Annotated in this window: 21 protein-coding genes, 1 rRNA gene and 6 pseudogenes; 22 read left to right on the top strand and 6 right to left on the bottom strand. The window is 35.9% G+C overall.

The window, feature by feature from the left end:
• Positions 1–27 precede the first annotated feature (27 nt).
• The 4 genes and pseudogenes from ABWU71_RS01965 to ABWU71_RS01985 all read left to right on the top strand — a co-directional run.
• Positions 28–870: a ParA family protein gene (locus ABWU71_RS01965; RefSeq protein ID WP_353284665.1), complete on the top strand. Its 843-nt coding sequence runs from the start codon at positions 28–30 to the stop codon at positions 868–870.
• Positions 867–1,718: a ParB/RepB/Spo0J family partition protein gene (locus ABWU71_RS01970; protein WP_353284666.1), complete on the top strand. Its 852-nt coding sequence runs from the start codon at positions 867–869 to the stop codon at positions 1,716–1,718. The genes ABWU71_RS01965 and ABWU71_RS01970 overlap by 4 nt, the downstream gene beginning before the upstream one ends.
• A 474-nt stretch (positions 1,719–2,192) precedes the next feature.
• A pseudogene (locus tag ABWU71_RS01980) lies at positions 2,193–2,575 on the top strand (IS630 transposase-related protein); the annotation flags it as partial.
• 59 nt (positions 2,576–2,634) lie between these two features.
• A pseudogene (locus tag ABWU71_RS01985) lies at positions 2,635–3,106 on the top strand (IS5 family transposase); the annotation flags it as partial.
• A gap of 28 nt (positions 3,107–3,134) precedes the next feature.
• Here the strand turns inward: ABWU71_RS01985 and ABWU71_RS01990 are convergent.
• A protein-coding gene (locus tag ABWU71_RS01990; RefSeq protein WP_353284076.1) for an IS630 family transposase occupies positions 3,135–3,994 on the bottom strand; the annotation gives its coding sequence in 2 pieces (ribosomal slippage) (positions 3,135–3,670 and positions 3,670–3,994; 861 coding nt in all).
• Between the two features lie 61 nt (positions 3,995–4,055).
• Between ABWU71_RS01990 and ABWU71_RS01995 the strand changes: the two are divergent.
• Positions 4,056–4,379 (top strand): annotated as a pseudogene (locus ABWU71_RS01995) (transposase); the annotation flags it as partial.
• Positions 4,380–4,384: 5 nt separating this feature from the next.
• A pseudogene (locus ABWU71_RS02000) lies at positions 4,385–4,870 on the top strand (IS630 family transposase); the annotation flags it as partial.
• Between the two features lie 474 nt (positions 4,871–5,344).
• On the opposite strand, the gene ABWU71_RS02005 reads toward ABWU71_RS02000, so the two are convergent.
• Positions 5,345–5,926 carry a hypothetical protein gene (locus ABWU71_RS02005; RefSeq protein ID WP_353284667.1) on the bottom strand — a complete coding sequence of 194 codons (582 nt, stop codon included), beginning with the start codon at positions 5,924–5,926 and terminating at the stop codon, positions 5,345–5,347.
• 206 nt (positions 5,927–6,132) lie between these two features.
• Here ABWU71_RS02005 and ABWU71_RS02010 point away from each other — a divergent pair.
• From ABWU71_RS02010 to ABWU71_RS02030, 5 genes are all read left to right on the top strand, one after another.
• Positions 6,133–7,637, top strand: a 16S ribosomal RNA gene (locus tag ABWU71_RS02010).
• 100 nt (positions 7,638–7,737) lie between these two features.
• Positions 7,738–8,115 carry a succinate dehydrogenase, cytochrome b556 subunit gene (gene sdhC, locus ABWU71_RS02015; protein ID WP_353284668.1) on the top strand — a complete coding sequence of 126 codons (378 nt, stop codon included), beginning with the start codon at positions 7,738–7,740 and terminating at the stop codon, positions 8,113–8,115.
• Positions 8,112–8,468 (top strand): succinate dehydrogenase, hydrophobic membrane anchor protein, encoded by a 357-nt coding sequence (sdhD, locus tag ABWU71_RS02020; RefSeq protein ID WP_353284669.1) that lies wholly within the window; start codon positions 8,112–8,114, stop codon positions 8,466–8,468. The genes sdhC and sdhD overlap by 4 nt, the downstream gene beginning before the upstream one ends.
• A gap of 84 nt (positions 8,469–8,552) precedes the next feature.
• The gene (locus tag ABWU71_RS02025) at positions 8,553–9,830 is read left to right on the top strand and encodes a hypothetical protein (protein ID WP_353284670.1); all 1,278 of its coding nucleotides are present in this window, start codon (positions 8,553–8,555) and stop codon (positions 9,828–9,830) included.
• Between the two features lie 111 nt (positions 9,831–9,941).
• Complete coding sequence (locus ABWU71_RS02030; protein WP_353284671.1) at positions 9,942–10,964, top strand: mannose-1-phosphate guanylyltransferase; 1,023 nt, start codon at positions 9,942–9,944, stop codon at positions 10,962–10,964.
• Here ABWU71_RS02030 and ABWU71_RS02035 read toward each other — a convergent pair.
• The 3 genes and pseudogenes from ABWU71_RS02035 to ABWU71_RS02045 all read right to left on the bottom strand — a co-directional run.
• A pseudogene (locus ABWU71_RS02035) lies at positions 10,959–11,282 on the bottom strand (transposase); the annotation flags it as partial. The gene ABWU71_RS02030 and the pseudogene ABWU71_RS02035 overlap by 6 nt on opposite strands.
• A 27-nt stretch (positions 11,283–11,309) precedes the next feature.
• Positions 11,310–12,169 (bottom strand): IS630 family transposase gene (locus tag ABWU71_RS02040; protein WP_353284076.1). Its coding sequence is split into 2 segments (ribosomal slippage): positions 11,310–11,845 and positions 11,845–12,169, totalling 861 coding nucleotides; the frame shifts between segments, so codons are not numbered across the junction.
• A gap of 62 nt (positions 12,170–12,231) precedes the next feature.
• Positions 12,232–12,703: pseudogene (locus ABWU71_RS02045) on the bottom strand (IS5 family transposase); the annotation flags it as partial.
• A gap of 79 nt (positions 12,704–12,782) precedes the next feature.
• On the opposite strand from ABWU71_RS02045, the gene ABWU71_RS02050 reads away from it, so the two are divergent.
• The 11 genes from ABWU71_RS02050 (at position 12,783) to ABWU71_RS02100 (ending at position 24,456) form a co-directional block, all read left to right on the top strand.
• Positions 12,783–13,049 carry a cupin domain-containing protein gene (locus ABWU71_RS02050; RefSeq protein ID WP_353284871.1) on the top strand — a complete coding sequence of 89 codons (267 nt, stop codon included), beginning with the start codon at positions 12,783–12,785 and terminating at the stop codon, positions 13,047–13,049.
• Positions 13,050–13,460: 411 nt separating this feature from the next.
• Positions 13,461–14,690 (top strand): lipoprotein-releasing ABC transporter permease subunit, encoded by a 1,230-nt coding sequence (locus ABWU71_RS02055; protein ID WP_353284672.1) that lies wholly within the window; start codon positions 13,461–13,463, stop codon positions 14,688–14,690.
• Positions 14,683–15,414: a hypothetical protein gene (locus ABWU71_RS02060; protein WP_353284673.1), complete on the top strand. Its 732-nt coding sequence runs from the start codon at positions 14,683–14,685 to the stop codon at positions 15,412–15,414. The genes ABWU71_RS02055 and ABWU71_RS02060 overlap by 8 nt, the downstream gene beginning before the upstream one ends.
• Positions 15,411–16,631, top strand: a complete 1,221-nt coding sequence (locus ABWU71_RS02065; protein ID WP_353284674.1) for a heme biosynthesis protein HemY — start codon at positions 15,411–15,413, stop codon at positions 16,629–16,631. The genes ABWU71_RS02060 and ABWU71_RS02065 overlap by 4 nt, the downstream gene beginning before the upstream one ends.
• A gap of 209 nt (positions 16,632–16,840) precedes the next feature.
• Positions 16,841–17,713: an ATP synthase F1 subunit gamma gene (gene atpG / locus ABWU71_RS02070; RefSeq protein WP_353284675.1), complete on the top strand. Its 873-nt coding sequence runs from the start codon at positions 16,841–16,843 to the stop codon at positions 17,711–17,713.
• A gap of 18 nt (positions 17,714–17,731) precedes the next feature.
• Positions 17,732–19,066: a TldD/PmbA family protein gene (locus ABWU71_RS02075; protein ID WP_353284676.1), complete on the top strand. Its 1,335-nt coding sequence runs from the start codon at positions 17,732–17,734 to the stop codon at positions 19,064–19,066.
• Positions 19,067–19,240: 174 nt separating this feature from the next.
• Complete coding sequence (locus ABWU71_RS02080; protein WP_006279919.1) at positions 19,241–19,492, top strand: cold-shock protein; 252 nt, start codon at positions 19,241–19,243, stop codon at positions 19,490–19,492.
• 35 nt (positions 19,493–19,527) lie between these two features.
• Positions 19,528–20,754, top strand: a complete 1,227-nt coding sequence (locus tag ABWU71_RS02085; RefSeq protein WP_353284677.1) for a DEAD/DEAH box helicase — start codon at positions 19,528–19,530, stop codon at positions 20,752–20,754.
• Positions 20,755–20,958: 204 nt separating this feature from the next.
• Complete coding sequence (locus ABWU71_RS02090; protein ID WP_353284678.1) at positions 20,959–23,265, top strand: AAA family ATPase; 2,307 nt, start codon at positions 20,959–20,961, stop codon at positions 23,263–23,265.
• Between the two features lie 58 nt (positions 23,266–23,323).
• Positions 23,324–23,563, top strand: a complete 240-nt coding sequence (locus tag ABWU71_RS02095; RefSeq protein WP_353284679.1) for a hypothetical protein — start codon at positions 23,324–23,326, stop codon at positions 23,561–23,563.
• Between the two features lie 33 nt (positions 23,564–23,596).
• Positions 23,597–24,456, top strand: a protein-coding gene (locus ABWU71_RS02100) for an IS630 family transposase (RefSeq protein WP_353284076.1) whose coding sequence is annotated in 2 segments (ribosomal slippage) — positions 23,597–23,921 and positions 23,921–24,456 — 861 coding nt in all. Because the reading frame shifts where the segments join, the coding sequence is not laid out codon by codon here.
• A 123-nt stretch (positions 24,457–24,579) separates the two neighbouring features.
• On the opposite strand, the gene prmC is transcribed toward ABWU71_RS02100, so the two are convergent.
• The gene (gene prmC, locus ABWU71_RS02105) at positions 24,580–25,419 is read right to left on the bottom strand and encodes a peptide chain release factor N(5)-glutamine methyltransferase (RefSeq protein WP_353284680.1); all 840 of its coding nucleotides are present in this window, start codon (positions 25,417–25,419) and stop codon (positions 24,580–24,582) included.
• Positions 25,420–25,577: the final 158 nt, after the last annotated feature.

Genomic DNA, 25,577 nt, shown 5'->3' on the forward strand with positions numbered 1-25,577 from the left:
AATTATTTTATACATAAGATAAAAGGCGTGAGCAAGATTATTGCAATAGTAAATCAAAAGGGTGGAGTTGGCAAAACCACAACTAGTATAAATTTATCGACAGCCTTTGCTGCTGTGGGAAAAAGCACTTTATTGGTAGATCTTGATCCTCAAGGAAATGCTAGCACCGGGCTCGGGATTTCTTATCGTAGTAGGGAAGAAAAAAATATATACAAAATACTACTAAGCAGCGAAAATAAATTGATAGAATCGGCAATTTTCAATATAAAGGAAATTCCAAATTTATCACTAATTTCGTCAGTAGTTGATTTATCAGCTGCAGAAATTGAATTATCGCAACTTGAGCGAGGAAAATTTGTGCTAAAAAGCGCATTAGAGAAGATACGCGATAATTATGAGTATATAATCATCGATTGCCCTCCATCACTTGGGCTTCTAACCATAAATGCTTTGACTGCTGCTAATTCTATTATTGTCCCTCTTCAGTGTGAATTTTTTGCTCTGGAAGGATTAAGCCATTTAGTTAAAACTGTAGAGCTGATAAAAAGAAATAACCTAAACCCTTTTTTGGCAATAGAAGGGATAGTGTTAACAATGTATGACAGGCGCAACAAACTCAGTGAACAGATTAAAAACGATATTTGCCAGTATTTAAATGATAAAGTATACAAAACTATCATCCCATTGTATGAGACTGTTATTCCACGTAACGTACGGTTATCAGAAGCGCCTTCTCATGGAAAACCCGCTATTGTGTATGATCTTAAGTGTCCTGGTGCACAAGCATATATAAGTTTGGCAAGGGAAATTTTTAAAAAGCACGCGAGCAGTTGTAAGGAGAAGAAACTAGTAAGCGAGGGCGTAGTATGAAGGATGATAGACGCCTCGGCAGAGGTCTTGCCGGTCTCATAGGCGATAATTATGATAATAAAGAAGATCGACAAGAGTATTTGCCTATTTCATTACTGCACCCAAGCAAATTTCAACCGAGGAAACATTTTGACGAGGAATCATTAGGAGAGCTTGCAAATTCGATAAAGAAAAGTGGCATTATACAGCCTATCGTGGTACGCAAAGATTCAAATGATGATGGTTACGAAATAATAGCTGGGGAACGTCGTTGGCGAGCAAGCAAGATTGCAAATCTTGATAGTGCACCGGTTATCATAAAAGATCTGAGCGACAAGGAATGCTTGGAAGTATCCATTATTGAAAACATACAAAGGCAAGATATTAATCCAATAGAAGAAGGTGAAGCTTACAGAAAACTGATAGATGAGTTCTTCTATACACATGAGGAATTAGCTTCAGCTATAGGCAAAAGCCGCAGCCACATAACCAATATGATTCGGATGTTGTCACTTCCCTGTAGGGTGAAAACAATGATCAACGAAAAAAAGTTGTCTATGGGTCATGCAAGAGCGTTGATTAATGTTGAAAATGCGGAAAGTATTGCAGAAAGAATAGTTTCTCAAGGCTTAAGCGTTAGACAAACTGAAAAACTGACAAAGGACCTACATCAAAACAACAATCAAAAAGAGCAGAAATATACTAGAAATCAAGATATGACGGTAATAGAAGGCGCTATATCTTCTCAACTTGGTTTAAAGATCAAAATTAATGACAACAATTCTAAGGGTAAAGTTATGATACGGTATAATAATCCAAATGAATTGGATCTAATATTGAAAGTTTTGAATAGGAAACTTGAGGCATAGCTAGTAGCTGCCAGTAAAGCAACAAACCAATATCAACTGTTGGTGTCATGAAAGTAGCTGACACATAGCTGTACGAACATTCATTTTTGAAGGTAAATTGCACAGCAAATGGGTGTTATCCGAGTAGCTGACTACTTGGATCCAGGAAAAAGAATGGTGTCATCCAACTCCCCTGTCATCCCAGTGCCCTCTTCTTGTCATCCCAGTGCTTGACACTGGGATCCAGAAGACTTAATTTCAACCAAGTGGCTGCGTAATAAAGGCTGGATGCCAGTGTCACGCACTGGGATGACACCCTAGTAGAAATCGTTTTTGTAATTGCAACATTCGTGCAATCTTTAGCCATAAATATTTAAAAAATTTACCAAATGAAAAAAAAGGCAAAAGAAACCCCGTGGTGGTTGGCTATTTATAGCTCTTTTCATAGAAGTCCGGATGTGATAAGATAAGGATAGACGATGATAAGGAGGTTGAGTGCCAGCAGCATATAGTTATGACTTAAGGAAAAAAGCAATGGAAGCGCTAGAGGAGGGAGGAAGCAGAGAAACAGTGGCAGCAAGATTTAAAATTGGACGAACTACTTTATGGGAGTGGCAGCAAAGAAGAAAAGAAACAGGAGACTTTCAATCAAAAAAACTTGGAAATGGAGGTTACAATCACAAAATCACCGACTGGGATGCCTTTGCTAAATTTGCCAGAGAAAACGGAGGAAAGACTCTGTCGGAAATGGCTAAACTTTGGGGCAACGTTAGTATCCAAACGATCCACCGAGCTCTCAGAAAAATTGGATTTACGCGCAAAAAAAGACATATGGATACAAGGAAAGAAACGAAGAAAAACGTGCTGAATTCTTAGAACCTGTACATGATCTCAAGAAAGGAATAAACTAAGAGATAATATATATAAGTTAGGATATATGAGGAGTTTATACCCAAGTGATATAAGTCGGGAAAGATTTGAGATTATGTTACCAGATCTAGAGTCCTGTAGAAAAAAAACAAAACCAAGGAAACTTGATTTGTATGATGTATTTTGTGGAGTGTTATACGTTCTGAAAAGCGGTTGTCAGTGGAGAATGCTACCAAAAGAGTTTCCAAAATGGCGCAATTGTTACGACTATTTTAAGAAGTGGAGTGAAAAACCAGATGCAGATAAAGAAAGTGTTCTGGAGCTGGTGTTAAAAAAAAATAGTTGGCGTGGTCCGACAAAACAATGGTCGGAAAGAAAAAACCAGCTTCTGCATAATTGATGCACAGAGTGTAAAAAATGCAGATACTGCTGAAGAAAAAGGCTATGATGCAGGCAAAAAGATTTCAGGAATAAAACGCCATATTGCAGTAGATACGCAAGGTTTGCCCCATGCAATTTATATAACAACAGCAGAGATATAGCATTTCTCATAATAGTCCGAACAGGTCATAAGAAGGCAGAATCAACAGCACGACGAAAGGATTCGAATAGAGGAATGTTTTTCCTAGCTCTGTTTTTTATAGCAAACCAATGATGCTCAATTTTGTTGAAATCTGGAGAATACGGCGGCAGATACAAAATTTCTGCACCAACTCCTCTAGCAAGCTCGATAATCTTACCAGACTTATGAAAAGTAGCATTGTCAAGAATGACAGTCTGTCCAGGTTCCAAGATCGGTGTCAAAAATTGCTCAAACCATCCATTAAAAACATCCATATTACAGTGGCCTTCAAAGGTTAATGGAGCAACTATCTTTCTTCTACTTAAGGCTGCAACCATACTGATTCGTTGAGTTTTCTTCCCAGATTTTAGGCCATAAAACCGCTGTCCTTTCTGGCAATACCCATATGGATAGTCCTCTGTGTTATCAATGCCAGACTCATCTATATAAACTAAGTTTTCTGGTTCTTTTGTTGCTATAATTTTTAAGAATTCAGCACGTTTTTCTTCGTTTCTTTCCTTGTATCCATATGTCTTTTTTTGCGCGTAAATCCAATTTTTCTGAGAGCTCGGTGGATCGTTTGGATACTAACGTTGCCCCAAAGTTTAGCCATTTCCGACAGAGTCTTTCCTCCGTTTTCTCTGGCAAATTTAGCAAAGGCATCCCAGTCGGTAATTTTGTGATTGTAACCTCCATTTCCAAGTTTTTTTGATTGAAAGTCTCCTGTTTCTTTTCTTCTTTGCTGCCACTCCCATAAAGTAGTTCGTCCAATTTTAAATCTTGCTGCCACTGTTTCTCTGCTTCCTCCCTCCTCTAGCGCTTCCATTGCTTTTTTCCTTAAGTCATAACTATATGCTGCTGGCACTCAACCTCCTTATCATCGTCTATCCTTATCTTATCACATCCGGACTTCTATGAAAAGAGCTATAACTGACCGTAGCAGTGCTGTGAGAATGGTCGAAAATGCAAAAGAAAACCTCTCGGGAGTTAAAAATGTACTGGTTGATGCAGGCTATACTGGAGAGAATTTTGCAACTCAAATAAAAACGATTATTGGTGCAACCGTTGAAGTGATAAAAAGAAATGAATTACATTCCTTTGTTGTATTGCCCAAAAGATGGGTTGTGGAGCGATCTTTTGCTTGGTTAGAAAAATGTAGAAGATTGTGGAAAAATTGTGAGCGAAAACTCAATACTAGCCTACAAATGGTCGTTCTGGCTTTCACTGCCTTACTTCTGAAAAGATTATGAACAGGCTCTTAAAAATTATAGCAACAAAAGAACCAGAAAACTTAGTTTATATAGATGAGTCTGGCATTGATAACACAGAGGACTATCCATATGGGTATTGCCAGAAAGGACAGCGGTTTTATGGCCTAAAATCTGGAAAGAAAACTCAACGAATCAGTATGGTTGCAGCCTTAAGTAGAAGAAAGATAGTTGCTCCATTAACCTTTGAAGGCCACTGTAATATGGATGTTTTTAATGGATGGTTTGAGCAATTTTTGACACCGATCTTGGAACCTGGACAGACTGTCATTCTTGACAATGCTACTTTTCATAAGTCTGGTAAGATTATCGAGCTTGCTAGAGGAGTTGGTGCAGAAATTTTGTATCTGCCGCCGTATTCTCCAGATTTCAACAAAATTGAGCATCATTGGTTTGCTATAAAAAACAGAGCTAGGAAAAACATTCCTCTATTCGAATCCTTTCGTCGTGCTGTTGATTCTGCCTTCCTATGACCTGTTCGGACTATTATGAGAAATGCTATACCATGTACTAAAATATCGGCGTTTTTTTTATTCTAAAACGCTTGATTAAGAGCGATTTAGCTGCTTTTAACTTGCAACTAACCTACACCGCAAGTATTTAAGAAATTTACTAAGCAGGAAAAAAGGCAAAGAAACACCGTAGTAGCTAGCATTCAAATTCTCCCTTGTCAATTTGACGTTTTTTGTTGTCTTAAACGCTTTGTAAGCGCGTTTCGGCTTATATAGGTAAAAACCCAGAAGTTTTTAAAGACATGCGATGCACGTAGTGCGAAAGATTAAACATGAGACGCCAAATACCCTAAGTTTTTTGTCATTAACCTGCACAGATTGCGAAGATAAATAAATAGCTTCACTGTCATGATAAGGGGGCTGGCGAAGGGTGTCAAGTAAGTTTTTTCGTTTCATCCAACACGCTGCCAAAAGCTATGCAAAAAGTCTAATGAGTTAACTCCCATATATCCTGAGTAATTCTTGTGCATTAGCTTTGATTAGGATAGGGCATTTTCTATCATTTAATAGGGAACGCAATATTTCAGTTGCACCTTTAATGTCGTTATTATGTATCTTTACTACAGCGATAGCTTCTTGGCTTGAATAAGGATACACCGCACTTGATTCTAAATTATCAATTTTATCTTTATTTATTTTTTCACCGTTGGAGTGAAGTAAGCTCATTACTTCTAAATATTGTGCTAACTCACGCAAAACATCAGGAGCATCTTTATCATCTGCCAAATCATTATAAATAGATGCTGTGTCTGTTGGCATTGAATCTGAGATATGATTGAATGCGTGTTCAAAATTTGCTAGATACCCCCAATTTGAATCTATTTTTTCTAGTAGCGGCTTATTATCTTTTTTTAAGAATAATACTTCGTAAAACTTGTCACCTGCAGTTATAGATTGTTTTGTGTTATCAATGTTGCGCAATAAGCATAGTGTAATGCCAACTAACATTGGCGCGAGTGCAAGCAGAAAGATGTATTTTTTCATGGTAATATTCCAAATAGTTATATATTTATACATTTAGTTATATATTTATACATTAATGCTTTTGATTTGCAAAAACATATTGACATAGTGATTATATCACATAATAATATTCTTAAAGTTGTTTGAATAGTTGGAAATTAAAGTATTTTTAAAGTAGAAATAAAGACAGCAGTATTAAGCTAAATTATTTTTTGTCGGATTTATCCGATGTACCCTCAACCTTTTATAGGTTGAAGTCTAAATTTGAGAGTTTGATCCTGGCTCAGAATGAACGCTGGCGGCAGGCCTAACACATGCAAGTCGAACGGAGTTATATTGTAGCTTGCTATGGTATAACTTAGTGGCAGACGGGTGAGTAATGTATAGGAATCTACCTAGTAGTACGGAATAATTGTTGGAAACGGCAACTAATACCGTATACGCCCTACGGGGGAAAAATTTATTGCTATTAGATGAGCCTATACTAGATTAGCTAGTTGGTGGAGTAATAGCCTACCAAGGCAATGATCTATAGCTGATCTGAGAGGATGGTCAGCCACACTGGAACTGAGATACGGTCCAGCCTCCTACGGGAGGCAGCAGTGGGGAATATTGGACAATGGGCGAAAGCCTGATCCAGCCATGCCGCATGAGTGAAGAAGGCCTTTGGGTTGTAAAGCTCTTTTAGTGAGGAAGATAATGACGGTACTCACAGAAGAAGTCCTGGCTAACTCCGTGCCAGCAGCCGCGGTAATACGGAGAGGGCTAGCGTTATTCGGAATTATTGGGCGTAAAGGGCGCGTAGGCGGATTAGTAAGTTAAAAGTGAAATCCCAAGGCTCAACCTTGGAATTGCTTTTAAAACTGCTAATCTAGAGATTGAAAGAGGATAGGGGAATTCCTAGTGTAGAGGTGAAATTCGTAAATATTAGGAGGAACACCAGTGGCGAAGGCGTCTATCTGGTTCAAATCTGACGCTGAGGCGCGAAGGCGTGGGGAGCAAACAGGATTAGATACCCTGGTAGTCCACGCTGTAAACGATGAATGTTAAATATGGGAAGTTTTACTTTCTGTATTACAGCTAACGCGTTAAACATTCCGCCTGGGGACTACGGTCGCAAGATTAAAACTCAAAGGAATTGACGGGGACCCGCACAAGCGGTGGAGCATGTGGTTTAATTCGATGCAACGCGAAAAACCTTACCACTCCTTGACATGGAAATTATACCTATTCGAAGGGATAGGGTCGGTTCGGCCGGGTTTCACACAGGTGTTGCATGGCTGTCGTCAGCTCGTGTCGTGAGATGTTGGGTTAAGTCCCGCAACGAGCGCAACCCTCATCCTTAGTTACCATCAGGTAATGCTGGGGACTTTAAGGAAACTGCCAGTGATAAACTGGAGGAAGGTGGGGATGATGTCAAGTCATCATGGCCCTTATGGAGTGGGCTACACACGTGCTACAATGGTGGCTACAATGGGCTGCAAAGTCGCGAGGCTAAGCCAATCCCTTAAAAGCCATCTCAGTTCGGATTGTACTCTGCAACTCGAGTGCATGAAGTTGGAATCGCTAGTAATCGTGGATCAGCACGCCACGGTGAATACGTTCTCGGGTCTTGTACACACTGCCCGTCACGCCATGGGAATTGGTTTCACTCGAAGCTAACGACCTAACCGCAAGGAGGGAGTTATTTAAAGTGGGATCGGTGACTGGGGTGAAGTCGTAACAAGGTAGCAGTAGGGGAATCTGCAGCTGGATTACCTCCTTAGGCTTTGCACATAGCTTACCATTTTTAATGATGGTGTTGTTATGTGCTATACTGCTGTCTTTACTTCTACTTTGTTTTAATTTCCCGATAACGGAATTTTATGAGTGATAGACCTCTTTCTCCACATTTACAAATATGTAAAGTACAAGTTACTAGTTTTTTCTCTATTATGCACAGATTGACTGGTATCTTGCTATTCCCTTTATTAATGATACTTTCTTGGTATTTCATATTACATGTTTACTTTCCTGAGTTACTTATAGTAAGGTACTTAAATGCATTATTATTCACTCCTGTTGCTAAATTAGCTTATGTCTTATGTTTTATAAGTTTTGTATATCATTTTCTTAATGGTATTCGTCATTTATTGTGGGATGCTGGGCTTAATTTAGAAATTACTGGCGTTTCAAGGAGTGCTATACTGCTGACAGTAACGCTACTCCTTTCTACTATGGCTTTTTTATTTATGTTTATATGAGTCAATCTGGAAATTCAGTACATCATTGGTGGGTTCAGCGTGTTTCTGCTGTAATTTTACTGCTTTTATTTCCTTGGTTTATCTATTCATTTTCTTGCGCATTTTATACTGATAGCTCTTTGTCTTTTAGTGAAAAATTTATTAATCACCCTTTAGAGCTTTTATTTTTTGTTGTATTGTTGTTTTGCATTTTTTGGCACGCAGTTCTTGGAATGCAGGTAGTGTGTGAAGATTATATACACAGCGTATCTCTAAGGATTTTTACAATTACATGTATAAAGTACTTATCAAGCATTACTTATATAACCCTCGCTTTTACAATCTTTATCTTCTACAGGCATATTTTCTTGTAAAATCACCGGTGCTGTGTTAATATATTATTAGTGCACTAGTTTTATTATTGAACTATAGCATTATAGCGATTTTGGTTTGACAATATGTTTGAAGCATTAAAGAAGGGAGCAATAGATCTTACACTTAAAGCAAAAGGTCTGCTTACTTCACCTGGATCTCAAGTTTACGTCGAAGACCTTAGAAAGGTAATGATGTATGATGGAAAGAAATGCAAGTATCCAAAAAATTACGATCAGATTAAAGAGTCTGGAAAAATTATAGAAAACAAGGATATGCATGGAAAGCTTATACTAGAAGGTGAAAAACCCACGTATAAACTTTTGTATGGTCAAAAAAATGAGAATGGAGAACAACCAAGTTTCAGATTATCTTTAGTTACCGAAAATAAAGATAATGATAGATCTTATTTTACTATCAATCGTATAAATAATCAGGGTAAGCAAATTTCTATAGATTGGTTAGATAAGTCATACTTTGAGCCATTAGGCTTTTCGAGAATGGATTTGAAAAAACACGTGCCAATTTTCGAAGCTCAAAAAACTAAGAATTCTCAATATCCGTTTGAATTAACTAACTCTTCTGTGCTAACTAAAAAGGTAAAAAATAAAGAAGGTAAAGTTCAGGAAGTTGTTGATGAAAAAGGAAGAAATGGAGAATTATTATACACTAGTGATGACAAAAAGCTAAGCACCCATTTTTCAGAAATTAGAGATCAGAATAATAACTTGGAGCTAGATAAAAGTCTTATATCTGTTCCTATCGTTTTTGCTACAAGTTTAGCTAAAGTTTGTACTAAATTGTTGACTTTTCTTCCTATAAAGTTAGGGGAGTATTTAATAGGCAAACAAAACCCAATTGCGAAGTCTTTTTGTTATCTTTTATTCACTCCTGCAATGGCAGTAAAAAATTTAGTGAATATGGGAGCTACCGTACTTAAGGCTCCAATTTTATTGTTTGTAGCAAATGAGAAAAAATATGGTGATGCTTACTTAACTATGTGGAAACGCCAATTGGAAGAGTGCTGGAAAGAAGCAGAGAATGATTATTCGGTTGTTAAAGAAGGAAAAAGATCAGAGCCAGAGAAGAAAGATTATCAACCGCATAGTATAGTGGACACATGGAAAGAGCTTAACGCCAGGAGGAGAGACTTAGAAAAGGTGCCGAATAAAAGTAGTGAAAGTATGGGTAAATCTAGAAAACCAGATATTGGAGAAAGCTTAAAGGAAAAGTTGCAAAACAAAATTAATGAAAAAATAGCTGAGTTTGGAAATCAAAAGAGCGGCAATACTTATGTTGGGAAAGAGCAAAATAGAAGAAATTCACAGCAAGGGCAAGGCGCTACACACGATCACTCTCATTAGCCATTACTTTAAATTGATACCTACCCTCTATTTAATCATTTTACAACAAAAGCTTGCATACATTTTGCCCTCAGTATAAGATATTAATTATTTAATTAATATCTTAACTAAATGCGCCCTGTAATATTGTGTGGTGGTAGTGGTAGTAGACTTTGGCCTTTATCTAAGCCAAAGCAATTTCAGAAAATATTTAGTCAGAACACTATGTTTCACAACACTTTGTTGAGGCTAAAAAGCGATTATATGCCGCCCATAATTGCTACAAATATACAGTACGAGTCATTAGTGATGGAGGAATTACATGTGCTGCAAGAATATAAAGTGATTTTCGAACCAGTGAAAATTGGAACAGCAGCGGCAATATTAATTGCTGCACTTCTCTGCAATGAAAACGAGACAATGTTAATTATGCCTTCAGATCATTTCATAGGTGATTTGAATAGTTTTTATGCTTCTACTCAAAAAGCGTCTAAGTTAGCCTCTGAAACTAACTCTATAGTCACTTTTGGGGTTAAGCCTCATGAATTCAATTCTGAATACGGCTATATAAATGCAGTATATGATCAGAAAGAAAAATGTCATATAGTGAAAGATTTTACAGAAAAACCCGAGCGTAAGTTAAGTAACGATCATTATTGGAACTCTGGAATATTTGTGTTTAAAGCAAAACGCTACATAGATGAGATCAAAAAATCTGCCCCGAATCTTTACAATTCATGTTTTAAACATTTCACACTGCAAGAGAGATTTCTATATTTAAAACAACAAGATTTTGCAGGAATTAAAGACATATCCATTGATTACTTGGTGATGGAGAAAGCAAAAAACGTTGCAATGATAGAAGCTAATTTCGATTGGTTGGATGTTGGAACTTGGAATTCAGTTTTAGAATTGAGTGAGAAGTTTAGTAAAGAACCGGTGTCATTTCAGCATGTGGTTAGAGAAAAAGAACCAGTTTCAACGACAGAAAGTAATAAAAATTTATTGAGTGGAGCTTGTAAGCAACCAAACAAAAGTCTAATTTCATTTATTCATAAAGTTAAGAAAGTAAAGGTGATAAGGAAAGAAGTTAAACCATGGGGATTTTGTAGTATAATTTTAATGAGCGAAAATTTTCTTAGAGCCTGTTCATAATCTTTTCAGAAGTAAGGCAGTGAAAGCCAGAACGACCATTTGTAGGCTAGTATTGAGTTTTCGCTTACAATTTTTCCACAATCTTCTACATTTTTCTAACCAAGCAAAAGATCGCTCCACAACCCATCTTTTGGGCAATACAACAAAGGAATGTAATTCATTTCTTTTTATCACTTCAACGGTTGCACCAATAATCGTTTTTATTTGAGTTGCAAAATTCTCTCCAGTATAGCCTGCATCAACCAGTACATTTTTAACTCCCGAGAGGTTTTCTTTTGCATTTTCGACCATTCTCACAGCACTGCTGCGGTCAGTTATAGCATTTCTTATAATAGTCCGAACAGGTCATAGGAAGGCAGAATCAACAGCACGACGAAAGGATTCGAATAGAGGAATGTTTTTCCTAGCTCTGTTTTTTATAGCAAACCAATGATGCTCAATTTTGTTGAAATCTGGAGAATACGGCGGCAGATACAAAATTTCTGCACCAACTCCTCTAGCAAGCTCGATAATCTTACCAGACTTATGAAAAGTAGCATTGTCAAGAATGACAGTCTGTCCAGGTTCCAAGATCGGTGTCAAAAATTGCTCAAACCATCCATTAAAAACATCCATATTACAGTGGCCTTCAAAGGTTAATGGAGCAACTATCTTTCTTCTACTTAAGGCTGCAACCATACTGATTCGTTGAGTTTTCTTTCCAGATTTTAGGCCATAAAACCGCTGTCCTTTCTGGCAATACCCATATGGATAGTCCTCTGTGTTATCAATGCCAGACTCATCTATATAAACTAAGTTTTCTGGTTCTTTTGTTGCTATAATTTTTAAGAATTCAGCACGTTTTTCTTCGTTTCTTTCCTTGTATCCATATGTCTTTTTTTGCGCGTAAATCCAATTTTTCTGAGAGCTCGGTGGATCGTTTGGATACTAACGTTGCCCCAAAGTTTAGCCATTTCCGACAGAGTCTTTCCTCCGTTTTCTCTGGCAAATTTAGCAAAGGCATCCCAGTCGGTAATTTTGTGATTGTAACCTCCATTTCCAAGTTTTTTTGATTGAAAGTCTCCTGTTTCTTTTCTTCTTTGCTGCCACTCCCATAAAGTAGTTCGTCCAATTTTAAATCTTGCTGCCACTGTTTCTCTGCTTCCTCCCTCCTCTAGCGCTTCCATTGCTTTTTTCCTTAAGTCATAACTATATGCTGCTGGCACTCAACCTCCTTATCATCGTCTATCCTTACCTTATCACATCCGGACTTCTATGAAAAGAGCTATATCTCTGCTGTTGTTATATAAATTGCATGGGGCAAACCTTGCGTATCTACTGCAATATGGCGTTTTATTCCTGAAATATTTTTGCCTGCATCATAGCCTTTTTCTTCAGCAGTATCTGCATTTTTTACACTCTGTGCATCAATTATGCAGAAGCTGGTTTTTTCTTTCCGACCATTGTTTTGTCGGACCACGCCAACTATTTTTTTTTAACACCAGCTCCAGAACACTTTCTTTATCTGCATCTGGTTTTTCACTCCACTTCTTAAAATAGTCGTAACAATTGCGCCATTTTGGAAACTCTTTTGGTAGCATTCTCCACTGACAACCGCTTTTCAGAACGTATAACACTCCACAAAATACATCATACAAATCAAGTTTCCTTGGTTTTGTTTTTTTTCTACAGGACTCTAGATCTGGTAACATAATCTCAAATCTTTCCCGACTTATATCACTTGGGTATAAACTCCTCATATATCCTAACTTATATATATTATCTCTTAGTTTATTCCTTTCTTGAGATCATGTACAGGTTCTTATAAAATATCTTTTTATAAATCCATTAAGCTGCACTTCTAAGCAATTCCATCACTATAGAGATGAATGCCATATAGTGCTATCAGGAGTGGGGTATGTTAGTTTAGAAGACAAAGAATATGCTATAGCAAAAGACCATATGATAGAAATCCCAAGGGAAGTTTCCCATAGGATTGAAAATAGAAGCACAAGCTTTCCACTTGAAATAGTTGAATTTCAGATAGGAGAGCATTTATCTGATAATGATATAGTGAGGTTGGATGATGTATATGGAAGATTTTGAAATTCTAATGTTAAGGTCATAACTGTACGAACATTGTGATTTGAGGGCAAATCTCTACCAGGGAAGGGTGTCATCCCAGTGCTTCGACACTGGGATCCAGCTTTCATGCAACCTCATCAAAAACGTTTATTCAGCATAAGATCAGCTGCTTTCTACGCTCACCAAATCAGTTTACTTATTTGCAAGGAAAAATTTCCTGGATGCCAGTGTCAAGCACTGGCATGACACCATTTGCTGTGTGAATTACCTTAACAAAAACAAATGTTCGTATAGCTGTGTGTTAAGGTATTGAATATATTCTATAAGTCTGCTAAATTTAAGGAAGCAAAAATCTCTAGTTTTCAAATAAAGAAAAGTCTACAATTATACGAAGTTTCAAAAATATAATGTTTAACCTCAAAATATTTTGTAATGTCCATTGCCTTTGAAATTACTATGGCTGCTTGCTATTTGCGAGCGAAAAATGCCAGATTTTGCTCTATAATGACTTTGTTCTCTATTATCGGCATTGCCCTTGGAGTTGCAACACTAATAGTGGTGATGTCTGTGATGAACGGATTCAGAGCAAAGTTGCTTGACTCAATACTTGGCATTGATGGCCATATTAACGTTTATTTTGATAGGAACATAAATTCAGATTACTACGCAGTTTCAAAATCTATTGAGAGAATTCCTGGTATATTAAAAGCTACTCCTATGACCAATGATCAAGTTATTATTGTAGCAAATGGTAAAATTGCAGGTAGCGTAGTGCGAGGTGTGTCAACTAAAGACTTGCTTGATAGTACTGCCGTTACAAATAATGTAATTATAGGTGATGTAAAAAAATTTGATGGAGGGATAATAATAGGAGCACGATTGGCAGAAGCTTTGAACATTGACTATGGCGACGAAATTACGTTTATATCATCTGAAGAATTTGATGCATTACTTGGTGAAATGCCGCGAATGAAAAAATATAAAGTTATAGCAATATTTGATATGGGTATGTTTGAGTATGATAATACCTTGATATATATGCCTATAAAATCAGCACAAGCCTTTTTTAATTATGAAAATAGCATAAAAAATATAGAAGTACTTGTAGACAACGTTACTAAAGCTGATAAGCTGGCAGATGCTATAGAAAAAGAAATAGGAATGGAAGCTGAAAGTTGGCAATCACAGCAAAGCCATTATTTTAGTGCTTTAAAAACTGAAAGAAATGTGATGTTTTTAATTCTTACTTTGATTATAGTTGTAGCAGCGTTTAATATTATCTCAAATTTAATGATGATAGTGCAAGAAAAGAAATCCGCGATTGCAATTATGCGTACATTTGGTGCAACAAGTGGAAGCATTATGCGCATATTTTGTGCTTGTGGTCTATTAATCGGTTTTACGGGAACTTGTCTTGGCTGTATTATAGGTGTCGTCTTTTCTCTCAATATCGAAAATATTAGAGTGTTTTTAGAAAACATTACTAACGTCAAGCTGTTTGATCCTATGATATATTTTTTTTCAAGTTTGCCAATGATATTAGTTCCTCAAGATGTAGTGAACATTTCTGTACTTGCGTTATTCTTATCATTTTTAGCGACAATTGCTCCTGCATTGCAGGCAGCTGCACAAGATCCTGCGGAGATACTACGTTATGAATGATACTCAGCAAAAGTACATAGGTTGGTTTTTAATTATATTATTGTTTGCCAGTTATATTACAATAAATAACATAGTATTTTTGAAAATAAATCAGCAGGAAAGCGATGATAATATAAAAGTTTTGACGGAAAACATAGATGAATTGAAAATGTTGCTTGAAGTTAATCAATCTAGAATAGAAAAAAGGATATTTGACTTAAAGAGAAGTCAGCATACTCAATGTGAGCAAGGTGATAATAACTCAAGATGTAAGAACCTTGCAAAATTGCTATTACTTGTGGTTAAAATGAAGAATTCGTTATTGCGAGAAGCAAAATTTGATAACCATATAAATTCAATAAAGCCTTTGATATCAGAGCTTGACGATCCAGAGATAGAAAATGCAGTAGATGAATTAGAAAATTTGAAAGAGATAAATACCTTACACGAATTGAAGTTATCTTTTGAAAAAACTATTGATACTATCGATTACAACAAAAGTACATTGTCCAAAAAAATCATTTCAAACTGGATAAAGGTAGACGACCGGAATGATCCATTAAGAGTAAAGTTTGCAGAAATTGAGGAGTCAATAAACGATAATGATTGGCAAAGTATAGCTACTACAGTAAAAGATTTAACGCATTCAGAGTTCAAACCATGGCTGAATAAATTGAATGATCTTATTGTAGCTTCTAAGAATATTTCAACAATATATCATCACTTATTACAATATATCTCATGATTTATTTTATAATTTTCGCTCTTTCGTTTTTATTTGGCATATGGGTCAAGGTAAGTGGTGAAGTAATAAAATTAGAATTTGGCAATTACATTATAAGTATTGATCTATATTTCATTATTTTTACTTGTGTAGTTTTATTATTTTTGTTAATTGCACTTGCACGCTTTTTTTCTTCCATTTCATCAACATTTGCCAACATAAGAAATAGAAGAAGGGATGGGGAAGAATTGCTTCTCTTTGAAGCTTTCTTTAGCATAGACTTAGACAATATAGAGAACGCCCAAAAGGTAGTTAAAAGTCTAAATGAGAAGAGCGATAGGTTATCTTTAATAAAGCTCTTTAACTCAGGTAAGACGGGAAATTACAGCTTTTTCAGTAACGGTTTAACAAACGTTGCAAATAAAAATCGTAACTTAGCTCTACTTCTGGCCAATAAGCTGATCGTTCACCTTAAACAAGAAAAAGTAGTCTTTCAAAAATTTATAGAATATTGCTCTAGTTCAATTAACGATAAAATGCTATCTATTCCCTTTCAAATAGAGCATTGCATATTGAAAGAAGATTGGATTAATGCAATTTTGAGGTTGAAGGAAGCAGTTAAGTTCAATATTTTTCTTCCCTTTGACCATAAAGAAATGTTTGCAGTTTTTTATTGTGCTTTGGCAAAACAATATGAAAGTAAAGGAAATTTTAAGGAGGCTATAAAGTCTTTATTTAGAGCACAACGTTATAGTGCAATTTTTCAGCCCATCAATTATTTAAAGGCAGAATTATATATTAAACTTGGAAAAATCAGAAAAGCTTCTGCAGTGCTAGAGGCAGAGTATACAGTAAATCCTACTCCTCAGTCAGCTAAAATTTACATCAATTTAAATAGTAAAGGTGCTGAAAGACTATACAACTTACGCCCTGATTATTATTTTAGTTACTGTTTACTTGCTTTGTCCTCAATGAGTTCAGGTAAATATGATCTTGCAAGTCAATATTTAGACACTGCTATGAAAAAAGCTAATTACATGTCAATCTACTTTATTGTAATACAACTCAAGGTTACATTGCAAGAACACGACAAGGTAATTTATTGGCTAAACAAGATGGGCTCAGAAGCTTTGCCTGATCCAGGCTGGAAGTGTAAAAATTGTAACAGAGAACTAAAGCAATGGGGTCATAAATGTTCAAATTGCAATAGTTTTAATTGTGTTTATTATATATTATAAGGCTCCACAAAGTGTGATGATAATAATATATGGAAAATTACCATCAAAGACCTCTATTGAACAATTTTTGGAGTAGATCTCTTAACATAACCCTTATTTCAAAATAATAAACCTGCAAGTTTTTTAGTTAGACTTGGTTCTAATGTCAAAAAAACTTGCTTTTAGACGCTAACAATTATATATTTTAATAAATCAGGGTTGTATACAAAATGAAGAGCTTAAAGGAATTATCCTTAAGAATTAAGAATATTAAGTCTGTACAGAAAACCACGAAAATAATGCAAATGGTTTCTGCAGCAAAGTTGTTACAAAGCCAAAAGAAGTTATTAAATTCAAAATTATATGTATCTAAGCTGCATAGCATTATTTCTTCATTAATGCTATCAGCTGATCAAGAATTACTGGCAAAAATTCTAAATGTCAGTAACGACGGTTCTTACCTAGTATTCATTGTTGCGTCTGATCGTGGCTTGTGCGGCAACTTTAACTCTTCTATTGTCAAATTTAGCCAAGAGCGTGTAAATAAGTCAACCGCAAATGGCAAAAAAGTAGACATTGTATTTCTTGGTAAAAAAGCTTTTGATGTAGGTAAAAATAGATTTGACTCTAAAAGTATCTTAAAAATTGAAAATAGTAAGGGAATCACGTTAAAGCACGTAGAAGCTTTGGTTGATGGTATAGATTTAAGTAAATACGATAAAGTTAAAGTTTTTTATAGTAAATTCTATAATACCTTCACGCAAAAACCAATGTTGGAAACAATAAAACCATGGAGTAAAGACTCATCCTTGATTGATAGCTCTCTGGCTGGTCCAACAACAGATTACGGCTATGAGTATGAACCACAAAATATTGAATTTATTTTAAAATCTTTGGTTCAAGATTACGTTGTAATTGCTCTTTACTCTGCTTTGCTTGAAAGTGCAACAAGTGAGAATAGTGCTAGGATGGTTGCTATGGAATCAGCAAACAGAAACACTAAAGAGATGCTGAACAAACTAGCATTGCTTTATAATCGTTCTCGTCAAGCAGCAATTACAACTGATTTAATTGAAGTTATAAGTGGTGCAGAGTCTTTATAAAAATCTAAGGAACAGAAAATGAATATATTAAATATTGCAGCAGATATCACTAAATTAATAAAAAAGCAGAATCAAGACGCGGAAGTTACAATATATGAAACTAATAAGACTTCAGTTTCTCAGCGTCTATCAAAAATTGAGCAGATATCACAATCTAAAAATTGCACTGTAGGAATCAGAGCTATAGCAGGTAAAAACAAAGCTGCGTATATTTCTACAAACGATTTGAATAATCTTAGTGATACGGTAAGCCAAGTGGTAGAAATGGCAAAGAATGCGCCAGAAGATCCTTGCATTAATTTTGCTGTAAATGGTAGTAATTATATCTCTTCTGCAGATTTAAGTATCTCAGATAATAATGTTGTAACCGTTGATAACCTAAAAGAAATTGCTGAAGCTGCAGAAAATTCAGCCCTTGCACATAAGAGTATCACTAATTCTGAAGGAGCCTCTTCTTCATACGCTTTAGTGAATACAGTATTATCGACTGTTTCTGGTTTTATTGGCTCGTTTAGTAAATCAACCTTTGCTAATCAGGTCTCTGTTGTTGCTGGAAGAGAAAGTGAAATGAAGGTTGGTTACGATTATGATATAGCATGTAATTTTAGTGATTTAAAGTTGCCAGAGTTAATAGGAAAAGAAGCAGCAAAAAGAGCAGTTGATCAATTGAATTCACGTACAATTAAAACTGGTAAATTTCCAGTTATTTTTGAAAAAAGAGCAGCAAAAGGGCTAGTAAAAAGCTTTGCTTCTGCTATAAATGGGAGCAGTATTATAAGCAACAGTTCTTTCTTAAGGGGTAGTTTAAACGCTCAGATTTTCAATGATAGAATTAACATTATCGATGATCCATTGTTGCCAAGAGGCATAGCATCGAGACCATTTGATGGAGAGGGGATAACTAGCAAGAAAAATATATTTGTAAAAAACGGAATATTACAAAATTGGATTTTAGACTTATACTCGGCTAGAAAATTAGACTCAGAAACAACCGGAAGTGCAACTCGTGCAAGTAATGCTGCAGTTATTCCTGCAGCTAGTAACCTCTACATTGAGAATGGTAATGTATCGTTTGAAGAATTAATTCAGGAAGTGAAAGAGGGAATATATATAACTGATTTATTTGGTTTTGGTGTCAATTTAATCAATGGCGATTACAGCCAAGGCGCTTCTGGATTTTTTATAGAAAATGGAAAAATAACGTATCCAATACATGAGATTACCATTGCTAGCAATTTAAAGGATATGTTTAGCAATTTAGTCGTTGCAGATGATCTAACTTTTTGTGGGCAATTTAATTCACCAACGATTAAAGTTAGCGAAATGACGGTTGCAGGTTCGCTTAACGATTAAAAAATTTATTTGCATCAAGTACAACAATTGTGTATTATTGTCATGTAATGTTAAGAATAGACTATGGAGTATAAAGGTTTAGTTTCAATAGCTAAGCTTAAAGCATTCTCAATCGTAATTTCAAAGTTTTTCATCACATTAGTAATGTTAGTTAATAATTTGGGAGTTGTTTAAATGGAATTTGGTAATGTAAAATGGTTTAATGCCGAAAAAGGCTATGGTTTCATCAAGCCAGAAGGTAAAGGGGGTGACGTTTTTGTACATATTAGCACATTGGAACGTTCGGGAATAAGACCTGAGGCACTTAAAGGAGAGAATAAAGAGAAGGGAATAAAAGGAGAAAGGGTGAGTTATGAGGTTAAAGAGGAGCGCGGTAGAAACGGAGAAGATAAAAAGTCTGCAATAAATTTAAGATTGGAAGATTAATCTATTATGAAGTCTTTTAACAGGATTAACGTATTGTGAATAATTTTCATGAGATGGGTCTCCCAGCTTTGCTTACACAAGCTCTAGATAAAAATAATCTTTTCGTCCCAACTCCGATTCAAATACAAGCAATTCCCTTAGCGCTACAAGGTAAAGATATTCTCGGATCTGCTCAAACGGGGACTGGAAAAACTTTAGCATTTGCTATTCCGTTGGTTGCTAAGTTGCTGAACGAGCCTAACGCTGGTTCAGCTTTAGTCATCGTGCCAACCAGAGAGCTTGCGCATCAGGTAACAAATGAGATAAGAAAACTCTTATTTCAAAATTCTGCACTAAGGGTCGCTTTGTTGATTGGTGGTGAGCCTATTTTTAGGCAGCTAAATCAGCTTCAGAAAAAACCACAAATTGTAATAGGTACTCCTGGTCGTATTATAGACCATATTGAGCGTAAAACTTTGATTACTCGCAATGTTAGCGTTCTTGTGCTTGATGAAACGGATCGTATGTTTGATATGGGCTTTGGAGTTCAGATTGAAGAAATTATGAAGCATTTGCCTAAAATAAAGCAAACTCTTATGTTTTCTGCAACTCTCCCTGGAGATATAGTAAAACTTGCTGAGAAGTACCTTAATCGACCAGAACGTATTTCTGTTGATTGTGAGACTACAACTTCTGTAAAAATTAAGCAAGAAATTGTTTATGCATCAGAATCAGAAAAATATGAAAAGCTTGTTACACAACTATGTCAGCGCGAAGGATCAATCATTATCTTTGTCAAAACAAAGCGAGGAGCGGATCAGCTAGCTAACAGATTGCACAAAGATGACTATAGCGCTTTGGCAATTCATGGTGATTTAAGGCAGCACAAGCGCGAAAGGGTCATTAATTCTTTTCGTCGTGGCCGTAATCAAATCATGGTTGCAACAGATGTTGCTTCTCGCGGCCTTGATATTCCCCACATTCAACATGTTATCAATTATGATGCACCACAATCGCAAGCTGACTATATTCATCGTATAGGTAGAACTGCACGCGCTGGAGCTGAAGGGTATGCGCTATCTTTTGTTACACCTCAAGATAAGAGAAGACTGCCTGCACTGGCAGACAAAGAAGGAGAGTTAAATTTTGATTGTAGTGTACAATTTAAAAAACGTAACAGCAAAAAGGTCTTTAAAAGGCCAAGTACGTTAAAGACTAAATACGGTAGAAAAAAGATCAATGCATTTAAGAAGAAAAGCAGAGTACTAGAAAAAGCGTATTAAATAGGATTTACCTACAACTTGATAAGCGTAAAACTCGTCATTCCGCTACTCATTAGCGGAATCTATGCTGAGATATCGTGGTGCTATGACGTAGATCCATAGTGGGGATTCAAATTGGCTACAGCGAACTCCTGGATTTCAATTTTTTTAATAATTGTGTGCTATTCATTATATATGAGTTCCCACTTTTAAAGAGAATAGGAGATGATTTCCAAAAACTTAGAGGCAAGTTTGAATAGAGCGCTACTCATTGCTTTTAATTTTAATCTTAAATATGCGAAAGTAGAACATTTATTGCTGGCGTTAACTGAAGACGTGGATGTAAATTACGTTTTATCAAGATGTAATATCAGAGCCGATGAAATCATCAATATGGATAATATTCTATCAAGGTGCAATATTAAGGCTAATGATTATAATAATAATATAAAAGGGTTTTTACAAAGCAGTTCTGAATTGATTATCAGTGGAGTTAAACCTAGCTCAATGTTTCAATGCATAATACACAGAGCAATAATACGGGCTTATAGCTTGGGGAAAAAAGAAATAAATGGAGCAAGTGTTCTAGTAGAAATTTTGTCTGGGCAAGATTTATACGTTGAAGATCTATTGCAGAAACAAAGTGCGAAAGATTCCAATTTGATTTACCACATATCTAACATGAAATACTCTAACGATATAGATGAATACACCACTAATCATAAAGTAAAACTTGATAAAAATAATGATGCTCCTACTACAGTAAATAAAGGTGAGCTACTAAAAGATGAAGAAATTCTACAAAGTTATTGTAAAAATTTAAATGACTATGCAAGAAGCAAAAAAATAGATTATGTTATTGGTCGTGATTATGAATTAAATCGCACTATAGAAATATTATTGAGGCGTAGAAAAAACAACCCTTTATATGTTGGAGACCCAGGTGTTGGCAAAACAACAATAGTTGAGGGTTTGGTATTAAAGATCATTGAAGGCAGTGTTCCTGGTGCACTCAGGTCCAGTATAATTTATGCTTTGGATTTAGGATCACTTCTTGCAGGGACACGCTACAGAGGTGATTTTGAAGAGAGAATAAAATCTATAATAAAAGCGATTGAGGCAAAACCAGGTGCTATCCTTTTTATTGACGAAATACACACTATCATTGGAGCAGGTTCTACAAGTGGTAGCTTTCTTGATGCCGGTAATCTGCTCAAACCTGCGCTTGCAAGAGGTACACTGCGTTGTATAGGTGCAACCACATATAGAGAATACAGCGCTAGTTTTGAAAAAGATAAAGCACTAGCGAGAAGGTTTCAAAAAATTAATGTTAAAGAATCTTCTGTTAATGAAACGATAAAGATACTAGATGGTATAAAGCACTACTATGAAGGGTATCATGGAGTATATTATACAAAGAATGCCATTAGGTCTGCGGCTGAACTTTCGCATAAGTATATTACTGGGCGAATATTACCTGATAAAGCGGTTGATGTTATTGATGAGGCAGGGGCATATTGTAAATTGCTAAGAAACAGGGGTAAAATTGTAAATAGTAGAGATATTAAGAATACCATTACTAGAATTACAAATGTGCCTTGCGGATCTGAATCTGATGATTTGCAGAAAGTAAAGTCTTTAAAAGCTAATCTAGAGAAGGTGATTTTTGGCCAAGGGCAGGCAATAGAATCTCTTGTTAATTCTATTAAAATTGCTAAATCTGGGTTGAGAAATTACAATAAGCCTTTAGCAAATTATCTTTTTGCAGGGCCAACCGGTGTTGGTAAAACCGAGCTAGCAAAACAATTAGCAGAAAGCATGGGCATGAATCTTATACGCTTTGATATGTCCGAATATATTGAGTCTCATACGATATCAAGGATGATTGGTTCTCCTCCTGGATATGTAGGTTATGATCAGGGTGGATTACTCACAGAATCTGTATCTAACAATCAATATAGTGTTGTGCTGCTTGATGAAATTGAAAAGGCCCATAGCGATATCTATAATATATTGCTACAAATTATGGATTATGGCTGCGTTACAGACACTTACGGACGTAAAGTTAACTTTTCCAATATAATTTTAATTATGACAACTAATGCAGGAGCAGTTGAACGCAGCAAAAGTTTTGTTGGCTTTGGGCATAAAAATTTTAACATTGGTGATAGCGAAAAAGCGATAGAACAGGTTTTTAGCCCTGAATTTCGTAATCGTCTTGATGCGATTATTTCTTTTTCTGACTTAAGTACGGATGTGATTTTGCATATTGTGGATAAATTTGTCCTAGAACTGAAAAAGCAACTGACGCAAAAAGGCATAAACTGCTTGGTAGAGGATGAAGTGAAATCTTATCTTGTACAAATGGGTTATAGTAAGGAAATGGGAGCACGTCCGATAGAGAGACTTATTGAAAAAGAGATAAAAAGTTACTTAGCGGAAGAAATACTGAATCGTAAATTAACAAAAGGAAAGAAATTAAGAATCTATATGAATAAAGTAGAAAATAAAATTGCTTTTGATATAGTTTGAAATTCTTGTTTTTTTATTACACTTATAGTATATTTATTTTAAGAATAATGAGGCTATAGTGGCAAGTTTAACTAGAAATCAGTATTACAGTAATCGCGATTTACAGAATTTATTTTCAAGACTAGGAATAAAAGCAGAAGAAGTAATAAGCCAGGAGTTTGACGATATACTCAAGTTAGTCGGAAGACGCTTTAGAAAGCTCTCGTTAAAGTTTCACCCTGATAAAGCAATAGGTGAAAAAGAGAAAAAAGTAGCTGGAGAAGAGTTTATAGCTCTTTTCATAGAAGTCCGGATGTGATAAGATAAGGATAGACGATGATAAGGAGGTTGAGTGCCAGCAGCATATAGTTATGACTTAAGGAAAAAAGCAATGGAAGCGCTAGAGGAGGGAGGAAGCAGAGAAACAGTGGCAGCAAGATTTAAAATTGGACGAACTACTTTATGGGAGTGGCAGCAAAGAAGAAAAGAAACAGGAGACTTTCAATCAAAAAAACTTGGAAATGGAGGTTACAATCACAAAATCACCGACTGGGATGCCTTTGCTAAATTTGCCAGAGAAAACGGAGGAAAGACTCTGTCGGAAATGGCTAAACTTTGGGGCAACGTTAGTATCCAAACGATCCACCGAGCTCTCAGAAAAATTGGATTTACGCGCAAAAAAAGACATATGGATACAAGGAAAGAAACGAAGAAAAACGTGCTGAATTCTTAAAAATTATAGCAACAAAAGAACCAGAAAACTTAGTTTATATAGATGAGTCTGGCATTGATAACACAGAGGACTATCCATATGGGTATTGCCAGAAAGGACAGCGGTTTTATGGCCTAAAATCTGGAAAGAAAACTCAACGAATCAGTATGGTTGCAGCCTTAAGTAGAAGAAAGATAGTTGCTCCATTAACCTTTGAAGGCCACTGTAATATGGATGTTTTTAATGGATGGTTTGAGCAATTTTTGACACCGATCTTGGAACCTGGACAGACTGTCATTCTTGACAATGCTACTTTTCATAAGTCTGGTAAGATTATCGAGCTTGCTAGAGGAGTTGGTGCAGAAATTTTGTATCTGCCGCCGTATTCTCCAGATTTCAACAAAATTGAGCATCATTGGTTTGCTATAAAAAACAGAGCTAGGAAAAACATTCCTCTATTCGAATCCTTTCGTCGTGCTGTTGATTCTGCCTTCCTATGACCTGTTCGGACTATTATGAGAAATGCTATAAATATAGATCCAAGTAGTCACGCTACTTGGATGACGAGGTAGAGGGTACTGGGATGACATAGGATAATATGGGATGAAGGAAGAAAACATTAGCTATGTTTTTTGCATAACAATGCATCTCTTCATTCCCGCTAAGTCATATACATATTCCTGAAAAGCTAATTCGTATGAGGGGATTATTTTGTCAATATTGCTTTGATCTTCACCTATCTCCAATATCGCAAACCCATTTTTTTTAAGACACCTCCTTAATATTGGAAAAATGCTCAAGTAACAACTCAAACCATCAATACCACCATCAAGGGCAATTCTTGGCTCCTTTTGCACTTCAGCTTGCAAGTCTTTCAATTTGCTTCTTTTAATATATGGAGGGTTGCTAATTATCAGATCAAATGAGCCTCTGCACTCTGTCCATGAATTTGGAAATATTTTGGCTCTGCTGAGAAGATCATGTTTCTTTGTGTTTTGATAGGCAACTTTGTATGCTTCCAAGCTTTTTTCAAAACCGACGCCAACAGCATATTTATACTCACTAAGTACGGATATCAATAAACAACCTGTGCCTGTGCCAAAATCCGCGATTTTTAGTTTCTGCTTTTTATTTGGGTAATATTTTAACACTGCTAGGATTATTGTTTCACTATCTGGCCTTGGATCTAAAACATGCTGGTTAACTATAAAATTTTTACTCCAGAATTCACGATTACCTATTATTTGCGATATTGGATATCTTTCCGCTCTTTTTTTTGTTAATTTCCAAAACAAAAGTTCTTTCTCCATCGGCACTTGATCAGCATGGTTCATAATTATGAATGATCTTTCCACTCCAAGTACGTGCTGCATGATGATTTCACAATCTAAATGTGGTGATTCAACTTTATGTGACGATAATAACTCCGATTCTTCTTGAATTAAAGTGCTGATTGTTTTCATTATTCTAAAAATATGTTCCTTTCAGCCAAGAATAGCAAGATGAGCGTAAATCTTTGAGTTTAGGATAACTGCACTAAATCCCAGTGTCAAGCACGCAGCTGTACGAACATTGCAATTTGCAGATCCAAGTAGCTTGACTACTTGGATCCAGCTAAGTT

Source organism: Wolbachia endosymbiont (group A) of Lasioglossum fulvicorne (genome assembly GCF_964028605.1).
Taxonomy (GTDB): Bacteria; Pseudomonadota; Alphaproteobacteria; order Rickettsiales; family Anaplasmataceae; genus Wolbachia.

Bases quoted from the DNA above. Each gene is read 5' to 3' on its own strand.
- ABWU71_RS01970 (WP_353284666.1), top strand. From the start codon at position 867: ATGAAGGATGATAGACGCCTCGGCAGAGGTCTTGCCGGTCTCATAGGC.
- ABWU71_RS02005 (WP_353284667.1), bottom strand. From the start codon at position 5,926: ATGTATAAATATATAACTATTTGGAATATTACCATGAAAAAATACATC.
- sdhC (WP_353284668.1), top strand. From the start codon at position 7,738: ATGAGTGATAGACCTCTTTCTCCACATTTACAAATATGTAAAGTACAA.
- sdhD (WP_353284669.1), top strand. From the start codon at position 8,112: ATGAGTCAATCTGGAAATTCAGTACATCATTGGTGGGTTCAGCGTGTT.
- ABWU71_RS02025 (WP_353284670.1), top strand. From the start codon at position 8,553: ATGTTTGAAGCATTAAAGAAGGGAGCAATAGATCTTACACTTAAAGCA.
- ABWU71_RS02030 (WP_353284671.1), top strand. From the start codon at position 9,942: ATGCGCCCTGTAATATTGTGTGGTGGTAGTGGTAGTAGACTTTGGCCT.
- ABWU71_RS02055 (WP_353284672.1), top strand. From the start codon at position 13,461: ATGTCCATTGCCTTTGAAATTACTATGGCTGCTTGCTATTTGCGAGCG.
- ABWU71_RS02060 (WP_353284673.1), top strand. From the start codon at position 14,683: ATGAATGATACTCAGCAAAAGTACATAGGTTGGTTTTTAATTATATTA.
- ABWU71_RS02065 (WP_353284674.1), top strand. From the start codon at position 15,411: ATGATTTATTTTATAATTTTCGCTCTTTCGTTTTTATTTGGCATATGG.
- atpG (WP_353284675.1), top strand. From the start codon at position 16,841: ATGAAGAGCTTAAAGGAATTATCCTTAAGAATTAAGAATATTAAGTCT.
- ABWU71_RS02075 (WP_353284676.1), top strand. From the start codon at position 17,732: ATGAATATATTAAATATTGCAGCAGATATCACTAAATTAATAAAAAAG.
- ABWU71_RS02080 (WP_006279919.1), top strand. From the start codon at position 19,241: ATGGAATTTGGTAATGTAAAATGGTTTAATGCCGAAAAAGGCTATGGT.
- ABWU71_RS02090 (WP_353284678.1), top strand. From the start codon at position 20,959: ATGATTTCCAAAAACTTAGAGGCAAGTTTGAATAGAGCGCTACTCATT.
- prmC (WP_353284680.1), bottom strand. From the start codon at position 25,419: ATGAAAACAATCAGCACTTTAATTCAAGAAGAATCGGAGTTATTATCG.